The 10133-nt window shown below is 68.1% G+C and carries 7 protein-coding genes; 6 read left to right on the top strand and 1 reads right to left on the bottom strand.

The genetic code is table 11. The features are described from left to right. Nucleotides 1–458 precede the first annotated feature (458 nt). Complete coding sequence (locus ACLJQ7_RS27150; protein WP_410650978.1) at nucleotides 459–1256, top strand: alpha/beta fold hydrolase; 798 nt, start codon at nucleotides 459–461, stop codon at nucleotides 1254–1256. After that, the gene (locus ACLJQ7_RS27145; protein WP_410650977.1) at nucleotides 1256–2014 is read left to right on the top strand and encodes an SDR family oxidoreductase; all 759 of its coding nucleotides are present in this window, start codon (nucleotides 1256–1258) and stop codon (nucleotides 2012–2014) included. The genes ACLJQ7_RS27150 and ACLJQ7_RS27145 overlap by 1 nt, the downstream gene beginning before the upstream one ends. Here the strand turns inward: ACLJQ7_RS27145 and ACLJQ7_RS27140 are convergent. Continuing rightward, entirely contained in the window at nucleotides 1953–3551 is a 1599-nt protein-coding gene (locus ACLJQ7_RS27140; RefSeq protein ID WP_410650976.1) for a transposase, read from the bottom strand. The two genes, ACLJQ7_RS27145 and ACLJQ7_RS27140, sit on opposite strands and share 62 nt — an antisense overlap. Before the next feature lie 185 nt (nucleotides 3552–3736). Here ACLJQ7_RS27140 and ACLJQ7_RS27135 point away from each other — a divergent pair, with 185 nt between their 5' ends. The 4 genes from ACLJQ7_RS27135 (at nucleotide 3737) to ACLJQ7_RS27120 (ending at nucleotide 10044) form a co-directional block, all read left to right on the top strand. After that, nucleotides 3737–6292: a bifunctional FO biosynthesis protein CofGH gene (locus ACLJQ7_RS27135; RefSeq protein ID WP_410650995.1), complete on the top strand. Its 2556-nt coding sequence runs from the start codon at nucleotides 3737–3739 to the stop codon at nucleotides 6290–6292. 151 nt (nucleotides 6293–6443) lie between these two features. Continuing rightward, the gene (locus tag ACLJQ7_RS27130; RefSeq protein ID WP_410650975.1) at nucleotides 6444–7295 is read left to right on the top strand and encodes an arpA protein; all 852 of its coding nucleotides are present in this window, start codon (nucleotides 6444–6446) and stop codon (nucleotides 7293–7295) included. Between the two features lie 128 nt (nucleotides 7296–7423). Further along, on the top strand, nucleotides 7424–8266 hold the full coding sequence (locus ACLJQ7_RS27125; RefSeq protein WP_410650994.1) for a class I SAM-dependent methyltransferase: 843 nt from the start codon (nucleotides 7424–7426) through the stop codon (nucleotides 8264–8266). After that, complete coding sequence (locus ACLJQ7_RS27120) at nucleotides 8263–10044, top strand: choline/carnitine O-acyltransferase (RefSeq protein WP_410650974.1); 1782 nt, start codon at nucleotides 8263–8265, stop codon at nucleotides 10042–10044. The genes ACLJQ7_RS27125 and ACLJQ7_RS27120 overlap by 4 nt, the downstream gene beginning before the upstream one ends. The last annotated feature ends 89 nt before the right edge of the window (nucleotides 10045–10133 follow it).

Below are 10133 nucleotides of genomic sequence, written 5' to 3'. Positions count from 1 at the left end.
ATGTCAAATTTGATCGAGGCAAATACTTGCTCTCAAAGGAACCCCAAAACGAGGTTCAAAAACAATAAGCTCTACTGGCTTAGTTCACTAGCACACTGTTGAGTTCTCAAGCAACACACCCCAGATCCCACCGCACGCGGCCTTATCCGAAGCAGTCATTCCTAGCAGTTTTTGGTGAGACACCCACTCAATCGCTGAGAGCGAGAGCTTGGTTCGTGTCCCGGTCGGCCACCCGGTTTCCCTGGCGACTTGGAGAACTTTACATGGCCGGAAACCCCCGAAAACAGGGGGGTACCTTAACGACATCTACGCAGGTCAGAGGCCGGAAACGAGCCCTAACAGGTCGATCACCGGGTGATCGACCTGGAAGCACCCAGATGAACACCGGGGAAGAAACATTGCTCCGAGTACATTGCACCGTATTGATCTCGGCGATTGCTCCGATTAGCGTCGGGCTCATGAGCACTGCGGAACTCGACGGCATCTCCGTCGCTTACGACGACCTCGGCACCGGGTTGCCCGTCGTCCTCGTCCACGGCCATCCCTTCAATCGTTCGATGTGGCGTCCCCAAGCCGAGCGCTTCAGCCAGGAGGGCTACCGGGTCATCACGGCGGACCTCCGCGGCTATGGCGACACGACGGTGGTCCCGGGCAAGACCGGGCTCGACGTCTTCGCCAAGGACATCTGCCGCCTCGCGGACCGGCTCGGCCTCGGGCGCTTCGTGCTCGGCGGCCTCTCCATGGGCGGGCAGATCGTCATGGAGTTCCACCGCACCTACCCCGACCGCGTCGCCGGGCTCCTGCTCGCCGACACCTCTCCCCAGGAGGAGACGGAACAGGGCAGACGCGTCCGCAACGAGATGGCGGACCGGATCCTCGCGGAAGGACTGAATCCCTACGCGGAGGAAGTCCTGACGAAGATGGTCTCCCCGGAGAACGTCCGCACGATGCCGGACGTGGCGGCGCACGTCCTGGGGATGATGCGCACGACACCCAAGGAAGGGGCGGCGGCCGCACTCAGGGGTCGCGCCGAGCGGCCGGACTACCGGGAGAGCCTCGCCCGCGTAGAGGTACCGGCCCTGGTCGTGGTCGGGACCGAGGACGAGTTCACGCCAGTCTCGGACGCCGAGCTCATGCACGAACTCATCCCCGGCTCCACCCTGGCGGTGATCGAGGGTGCCGCCCACATGCCTAACCTGGAGCGCGAGGCCGAGTTCAACGACGTGTTCGCACGGTTCTTGAAAGAGATTGATTGATGCCCCAGAAGACCGTTTTCGTGACCGGTGCCAGCGCCGGGTTCGGCGTCGAGATCGTCCGCCGGTTCGCCGCCGACGGCGCCAAGGTCGTCGCGGCCGCGCGGAGTAAGGACCGGCTCGACAAGCTGGCCGTCGAGCTGGGCGAGAACGTCCTCCCGTTCGAGCTCGACGTCCGGGACGCCGACGCGGTGGCCGCGCTCCCCGGCACGCTTCCCGCCGAATTCGCCGAGGTCGACCTGCTGGTCAACAACGCCGGCCTCGCGAAAGGCCTCGAGCCGGCCCATCGGGCGAAGCTCGACGACTGGGACCAGATGATCGACACGAACATCAAGGGGCTCGCGCACCTCACCCGCGCGCTCTTGCCCGGCATGGTCGAGCGCGGCCGCGGGCACGTGATCAACATCGGTTCGGTCGCGGGCTCCTACCCCTATCCCGGCGGCAACGCCTATGGAGCGACCAAGGCGTTCGTGCACCAGTTCGGCCTAAACCTGCGCGCGGACCTGCAGGGCACCGGCGTCCGGGTGACCAACGTCGAGCCGGGCCTGGTCGGCGGCACGGAGTTCTCCGTCGTCCGGTTCGAGGGTGATCAGAGCAAGGCCGACAACGTCTACAAGGGCACGACGCCGCTGACGGCCGCCGACGTGGCCGAGTCCGTCTTCTGGGCGGCTTCGCAGCCGGAGCACGTGAACATCAACGTCATCGAGTTGATGCCGGTGGTGCAGAGCTTCTCGGCGCTCCATATCCACCGGGAGAGCTGAGGCCGAAGAGGTCGAAGAGCGCCTGCTGTTCCGGGCTTCGCTCGGTCAGCAGGCGCCGCGTCCGCGGGCGGCCGCCGGTGGACGGGTAGCGCAGCACCGTCTCCCCTATTCCCGCGAGGCTGTCCATCAGCTCGCGGACCGACAGGTTCATCCCGGCGCGGTCGGCCTCGCGCCGCATGAGGTGCGTGACCGTGGACGCGAGCACCGTGACCAGCGTGTGCACCGCGATCCGATGCGGGGTCCACTCCCAGCGCGGGGTGGACCCGGTGACCGCGGGGCCGGTGAGCCAGCGGAACGTCGAGTCGAGGTGGGTCCGGGCCCGGTACGCGGTGACGACTTCGGACACCGGCCAGTCGTGGTCGGTGACCAGCACCTGCTTGCCGAAGAACTCGTCGTGCAGCCTCGACACGGCGGCGTCGTCCACCTTCCAGGTCAGCCGGATCTCCCCTGGTTTCGTCCCCGTCAGGGAAGGGGAAAGCACCCGTTCGACGCGGCGGCCGCGGGTGATCCGCGCGATTTCGGCGTTCACCTGGCCGCGGTCACCCCGGTAGACGCCCGACGCCAGTGCGGCGTCGAGGCCGGCGAGTTCGCGGGTCGCGGTGCCCAGTTCCTCGCCGAACGCGCGGGCCTGAGCGTTGTGCAGGGTCTCCGAATGGGTCAGGATCACGCGCCGGCGCACGCCCGCGACCACGGCTCTGGTGTCGAGAGCGGTCAGCCCGGCGAAGCGCTCCGGGTCGACGGGCTTGCGCGCGGACGGCGGTTTCGACAGCAGCTCCGGATGCTCCGAAAGCGGAAGCGCGCCGACGAAGTGCCGCCCGAGGTCGAGTTGCGCGGCCTGGCCCGCGGTGAAGACCAGCGTGACCGGATACAGCGAGCGGAGCCGCTCGGCGAGCGCGGCGAACGGCGGTGCCTCTTCCCTCGGGTACACGTGCGACGCCAGCGGGATCGCACCGTCCTTGGTCACCACCAGGCCGAGCCCGGCGAGTTCGCAACGACAGGGGTCGGCCGTGGTGAAGGTGGCGAACTGCGGGACGTCCACGGCGAGCGCGGCGTCACCGGTCCCCAGCCAGGAGAGCACGGCGTCGGCGACGGCGGTCTCGATCCGGGTGATCCGTTCGGGGGTGAGGCGGTGCAGGGCGCGCCAGTGATTCGGGAGATCCGCCCGGACGAATTCGCGGGCGACGCCGTCGCGCCACCAGTCGGCCAATCGCGTTTCGGGGGCGGTCGCCCGGTGAAGCACGGCGAGCGCGAGATGCGTCCCGAGTGTGGTCGCGGCGCGCTGCGCTCCGACGGCTTCGTCGACCCGGCGCACGAAGTCGAGCCGTCGCAGCGTGGCCCACACCGCCGCGACGTCACCGAAGGTCCGGTGACGCGCTTCGCCGGGGGCCGAGACGTCGCCGTCCATCGCGCGCCCGATCTCCTCGGCCGTCCCGAGGTAGCGCTGCGACACGACCCTCGGCTCACCGTCGACCCGCGCGGAGGTGACGAGGTAGTAGTACGTCCGTCCGCCGACCTTCTTGCCGATCACCGAAGCCACACTTTAGGTAATACACTCGCACCCGCTGATCGGCAACCAAGATCGCGCGTTGACCAGCGGAAACGGTGACCTGACCCACGTGGGTGACGCGGTGGCCGGATGCACACTGGCAGGTGGAGCGAGTCCGGCCATAGCGTGCGGGAATGGCATCGGATGCAGACGCGAACGCCCCCACCACCTCCGCGATGCGCCGGGCGCTCGCCAGGGCGCGCGACGGGAAGACCCTCGACATCACCGAGGCCTCGATCCTGCTCCAGGCGCGCGGCGACGATCTCAAGACGCTGTCCGAGCACGCCTCCCGGGTCCGCGACGCCGGACTCGTCGCGGCAGGCCGCCCAGGCGTGGTCACCTACAGCCGTTCGGTGTTCATCCCGCTGACCCGGCTGTGCCGGGACCGCTGTGGCTACTGCACCTTCGCGACCGTCCCCGGCCGTGTCGAATCGCCGTTCCTCTCCCCCGACGAGGTCCTCGACATCGCCCGCAAGGGTGCCGCGATGGGGGTCAAGGAAGCGCTGTTCACCCTCGGCGACCGTCCGGAGGACCGCTGGAAGGCGGCGAAGGACTGGCTCGACGCGCACGGTTACGACGACACGCTGTCCTACGTCCGGGCGATGGCCATCCGGGTGCTGGAGGAGACCGGCGTCCTGCCGCACCTCAACCCGGGCGTGCTGAGCTGGCAGGACTTCCAGCGGCTCAAGCCGGTTTCGGCGTCCATGGGCATGATGCTCGAGACGACGGCGAAGCGGCTGTACACCGAGAAGGGCGGCCCGCACTACGGCTCACCCGACAAGGACCCCGACGTGCGCCTGCGGGTGCTGGAGGACGCCGGCCGCAGTTCGGTGCCGTTCACCACGGGCATCCTGATCGGCATCGGCGAGAACTTCTCCGAACGCGCCGACTCGCTGTTCGCGATCCGCAAGGTCGCGAAGACCTATGGCGGCATCCAGGAGGTCATCGTCCAGAACTTCCGCGCGAAGCCGGACACCAAGATGCGCGCGACCCCGGACGCCGATCTCGAAGAACTCGCCGCGACCATCGCCGTCGCGCGGCTGGTCCTCGGGCCGCGGATGCGTATCCAGGCACCGCCGAACCTGATCGGCCAGCAGTACGAACTGATGCTGAACGCGGGTATCGACGACTGGGGTGGCGTTTCGCCGCTGACCCCCGACCACGTGAACCCCGAACGCGCGTGGCCGCAGATCGACGAGCTCAAACGCCGCACCGAGGCGCTCGGCTTCACCGTGCGCGAGCGGCTGCCGATCTACCCGGAGTACGTCAAGGCCGGCGAGCCGTGGCTGGACCCGCGGATGAACGCGCATCTCGCGCCGCTGACCGACACCGAGACCGGGCTCGCGATCGAAGAGGCGATCCCGGTCGGCATCCCGTGGCAGGAGCCCGACGGTGGCTGGAAGGAGGCCGGGCGTACCGATCTGCACGTCGAGGTCGACACGGTCGGGCGCACGGAAGACCGGCGCAGCGACTTCGACTCGGTCTACGGCGACTGGGCGGAGATCAAGGGCAACATCAAGACCGCGCCGCAGCGGTTCGACCTCGACATCCGGGATGCCTTGCGCAGCGCGGAAAAGGACCCCGCCGGACTCTCGGACGACGAGGCACTGGCGCTGCTGCACGCCGACGGGCCGGAGCTCGACGCCTTCACCAAGATCGCCGACGACCTGCGGCGCGAGGTGAACGGCGACGACGTCACCTTCGTCGTCACGCGGAACATCAACTTCACCAACGTCTGTTACACCGGCTGCCGGTTCTGCGCGTTCGCCCAGCGGCGCACCGACGCCGACGCGTACACGCTTTCGCTGGAGCAGGTCGGCGACCGGGTCGACGAGGCGTGGGCCGCGGGCGCGACCGAGATCTGCATGCAGGGCGGCATCCACCCGGATCTGCCGGGCACCGCGTACTTCGACCTCGCGGCGGAGGTGAAACGCCGTCAGCCGGACATCCACCTGCACTCGTACTCGCCGATGGAGGTCGTCAACGGCGCTTCGCGGACGAACCTCTCGATCGAGGACTGGCTGGCGCGCGCGAAGGAGGCCGGTGTCGACTCGCTGCCGGGCACGGCCGCGGAGATCCTCGACGACGACGTCCGCTGGGTGCTGACGAAGGGCAAACTGCCGACGTCGGAATGGATCAACGTCGTCACCACCGCGCACGAACTCGGCATCACCACGACGTCGACGATGATGTACGGCCACGTCGACACCCCGGCGCACTGGGTCGGGCACCTGAAGCTGCTGGCGAAACTGCAGCGGGAAGGCCTGGAGCGCAACGGGCGGCGCGGGTTCAGCGAGTTCGTGCTGCTGCCGTTCATCCACCAGAGTTCGCCGATCTACCTCGCCGGGCTCGCCAGGGCGGGGACGACGCTGCGCGAGAACCGCGCGGTGCACGCGCTGTCCCGGCTGCTGCTGCACGGGATGATCGACAACATCCAGAGTTCGTGGGTGAAACTCGGCGAAGAGGGCAGCCGCGCCGTGCTCCAGGGCGGAGTCAACGACATCGGCGGGACGCTGATGGAGGAGACGATCAGCCGGATGGCGGGTGCGGCCAACGGGTCGTACAAGACGATCAGCGACATGCGCGCGATGGTCGAACCGCTCGGCCGTCCGCTGCGGCAGCGGACCACGGAGTACGGCACGCCGACGGCCGAGCGGATCGCGGCGGCCCAGGCGTCCGACGGCGTCGCGACCGCGGTGCGCCGTCCCCTGCTGCCGCTTGTCACCAGCTGACGAAAAGTCACTGACGGCCCCCTTGTCCGCGTACGACCGCGGGCAAGGGGGCTGTCACGTTCCGTGTGGCACCGCTCACAAGGCGCGGGAGCCGCGGGCGTTTTCTGTGCTAAACCCGAGAATCACTTCCGGGGCAGCCGAGAGGACGTCGATGACCGCGAGCGCAGTCCAGGTGGCCGATACCGCCCGCTATCCGTTGTCCGAACCGGGAAGCCCCGCGTGGCGCGAAATCGTTTCCCGGACCCGCGCCGAACTGCGGGAAACGGGCTGCAGTGTGCTGGCCGACTTCATCCGTCCGGAGTTGCGTGACGTCCTCCGCGACGAAGGCGCGCAAATCGCTCCGGAGGCGTACGCGAAGGTCGAACGCGTCAACGCCTACAACATCGCCATCGACACTCCACTGCCGGAGGACCATCCCGGCCGCACGATCATGGAACGCGGCAACGCGTTCGTGGCGCGCGACCGGATCCCGGTGACCGCGGTGATCCAGCAGCTGTACTCGAGCCGGGAGTTCCAGCGGTTCGTGGCCGGCTGCTTCGAACTCCCCGTTCTGCACGAACTCGCCGATCCGCTGTCCGGCCTGGTGCTCAACGTGATCGAACCGGGCCGCTCGCATCCGTGGCATTTCGACACCAACTCCTACACGGTCAGCATGCTCACCCAGGAAGCGGCCGACGGCGGTGTCTTCGAATACTGCCCGAACATCCGCTCCGAAACGGCGGAGAACTTCGACGACGTCCGTGCCGTGCTGGCGGGCGAAGGTGATCACCTGATCAGGCGGCTCACTCTGCGTCCCGGCGATCTTCAGCTGTTTCGCGGACGCTTCGCGCTGCACCGGGTGAGTAGTGTTCAAGGGGCAGTCGCCCGCCATTCCGCGATCTTCGCGTACAGCGAGCGTCCTGGGGTCATCGGCAGTCCGGAACGGACGAGACAGCTGTTCGGCCGGGTCCTGCCGGAACACGTCGCTTCCGCGGCGGTCCGGGGCGATCGGCTGCTCGACTAGCGCCTGTTGGCGGAGCTGAAGGAGTACCTGGAAGGTGACCACAGGTGTGAACCCCGCATCTCGATAGTGAGGCCTTCGGCCGGCGCGGGCTCACCTACAGACACTCAGTCAGGAGCTTGGCCGTGCCTTTGGATTCGACCGGCAAGATCTCTTTCGACCACATCTACACCGAGCCCGATCCTCGTGCGTTCTTCGGTACCTTGCGCAGGCTGGACTACGACATCCCCCAGCAGGCCAAGGCGTACTTCGCGAAACTGATCGACGAGTACCGCGCGGAGGCCGGCGGCAAGGTCCCGACGGTGCTCGACCTCGGCTGTTCCTACGGCGTCAACGCGGCGCTGCACCGCTGTGACACCTCGATGGAGCGGCTGTACGACCATTACCGGGACGGCGAGTCGCTGAGCCGGGACGAACTGATCGCGCGCGATCGCCGGTTGGTCGAGAAGCTCGCCGTCGGCGACGGCGTCCGCTTCATCGGCCTCGACGCCTCCGCGCCCGCACTGGACTACGCGCTCGCCGCGGGCTTCATCGACGACGCGATCCACGCGGATCTGGAGAGCGAAGACCCGACAGAGGAGCAGCGCGCGCTGCTGGCCGACGTCGACATCGTGATCTCGACCGGCTGCGTCGGCTACGTCACGGAGAAGACCCTCGTCCGGATAGCGCGGGAAAACCGGCCGTGGATGGCGCATTTCGTGCTGCGGATGTTCTCCTACGGGCCGGTCGCCGAGAGTCTCGCCGAGCTGGGGTACGACACGACCGGGGTCGACGGTGTCTTCCGGCAGCGGAGATTCGCCTCGGATGAGGAAAAGTCGCAGATCCTGGACAATCTGTCCGTCGCGGGCGTGGACCCGCGTGGGCTGGAAGCCGACGGCCGGCTGTACGCGCGGCTGTACGTCTCCCGGCCGAACGGCGCGGCGGGCGGGCTCGCCTCCGCGCTGAACGCCCTTCCCCTTCGAGATCAAGGATGATCGTGAGCAGTCCGGAACCGTCCACCCGCACGTTCGGCAACGAGGACATCCTGCCGCGGGTCCCCGTCCCCAGCCTGGAGGACACCTGCCGCCGGTTTCTCGAGTGGTGTTCGCCGCTGCTCACCCCCGGCGAGCTGGCGGAGACCGAAGGCGCCGTCACCGAGTTCCTCGCCGCAGGAAGCCCGGCGCACGAACTGCAGAGCGCGCTCGAAGCCTTCGACAAGCGGGAAGACGTCCGCAGCTGGCTCGACACCTTCTGGCCGTACCGCTATCTCGGCCGCCGCGATCGGATCGCGCTCAACGCGAACTTCTTCTTCCTGTTCACCGAATCCCCGCTGGGTCAGCTCGAACGCGCGGCCGAACTGGCCGCGTCGGCGGTGGACTACAAGCTGAAGCTCGACGAGGAACTGGTGCCGCCGATCGTGCTGCGCGGGCAGCCGCAGTCGATGGTGCAGCACAAGTACCTGTTCTCGGCGACGCGGATCCCCGGCGCCGTGCAGGACACCGCGCGCACGCCGTACCGCGAAGACTGGCCGGGACCGTCGAGGGCGCGGCACGTCGTGGTCTTCCACCGCGACACCCCGTTCCGGATGGACGTCATCGCGCCGGACGGCCGCCCGTATTCCCCCGATCAGCTGGTCGCGGGGCTGCAGACGATCGTCAAGTCGGGCAACTTCATCGAGGACCCGCGGACCGCCGCCGGGCATTTCACCACCAAGGCGAGGGCCGAGTGGGCGGCGACGCGGGAAGCGTTGCTGGCGGCGGGGAACGCGGCCGCGCTCGACGACATCGAGACGGCGTTGTTCTGCCTGTGCCTGGAGGATTTCACGCCGTCGAACACGCAGGAGGCGTGCGACAACCTGCTGCACGGCGACAGCGGCAACCGCTGGTTCGACAAGGCCGTTTCGCTGATCGTGTTCGAGGACGGCACGGCGGGGATCAACGTCGAGCACTGTGAACTGGACGGGACCACGATCCTCGGGTTCACCGACGCGCTGCTGAGCGGAACGCGGCTGGAGCGGCCGCCGGCCGACGGCGTCCCGGCGTCGGAGGTCATCGAGTTCGTCCTGGGTGAGGCGCTGCGCGAGGACGCCCGCGCGGCTGCCACGTCCTTCGCCGAGTACGCCGACGCGACCGCTACGAAAACGGTGTCCTTCACCGACTTCGGTGCGAAGCGGGCGAAGGAGCTGGGGATGTCCCCGGACGCCTTCGCGCAGATGGCGTACCAGCTCGCGCACAAGCGGGCGAAGGGGATCACCGGCGCGACGTACGAGTCGATCGCGACGCGGCAGTACCAGAACGGGCGCACCGAAGCGATGCGGGTGGTGACGCCCGAAGTGCAGTGGTTCGTCCGGGTGATGGAAGACCCGCAGGCCGACCGGCAGACGCGCCAGGCGGCCTTCCGCGCGGCGGCCGCGAAGCACGTCACGCGGGCGAAGGAGTGTCAGGCGGGTGACGCGCCGGAGCAGCATCTGTGGGAGCTGCAGCTGATCCAGAAGCGGCGCGGCGTCGAGGATTCTCCGGCGCTGTACTCGTCCCCCGGCTGGCTGAAGATGCGCGACGACTACCTGAGCACCAGCTCGGCGCCGTCGGTGAACATCCGGTACTTCGGCTTCGGGTCGACCAGCCCGCAGTGCATCGGTGTCGCGTACGTGCTGCTGCCGGAGTCGCTGAATCTGTACCTGTGCACGCCGAAGCACGTGGCGCACGAGATGGAGCTGTTCGCGACCGAACTGGCCGACGCGGTGCGGGAGCTGCAGGAGTTGCTGGCTTCCTGAGCGGGGTCGGCGATGGGCCGGGTGCGGTTGTGGGGCGCTCGGCCCGTCCTCCCCGAGGCGTTGCGAAAGCCACTTTCGCAACGTTGAAG

It is taken from the genome of Amycolatopsis sp. cmx-4-54, from assembly GCF_046548895.1.
In the GTDB taxonomy this organism is placed as follows: Bacteria; Actinomycetota; Actinomycetes; order Mycobacteriales; family Pseudonocardiaceae; genus Amycolatopsis.
Note: the sequence above shows the minus strand (reverse complement) of the source record. Positions and strands in the feature narration are given on the sequence as shown.

Coding starts and splice junctions, on each gene's coding strand:
- ACLJQ7_RS27150 (WP_410650978.1), top strand. CDS start 459: ATGAGCACTGCGGAACTCGACGGCATCTCCGTCGCTTACGACGACCTC.
- ACLJQ7_RS27130 (WP_410650975.1), top strand. CDS start 6,444: ATGACCGCGAGCGCAGTCCAGGTGGCCGATACCGCCCGCTATCCGTTG.
- ACLJQ7_RS27135 (WP_410650995.1), top strand. CDS start 3,737: ATGCGCCGGGCGCTCGCCAGGGCGCGCGACGGGAAGACCCTCGACATC.
- ACLJQ7_RS27120 (WP_410650974.1), top strand. CDS start 8,263: ATGATCGTGAGCAGTCCGGAACCGTCCACCCGCACGTTCGGCAACGAG.
- ACLJQ7_RS27145 (WP_410650977.1), top strand. CDS start 1,256: ATGCCCCAGAAGACCGTTTTCGTGACCGGTGCCAGCGCCGGGTTCGGC.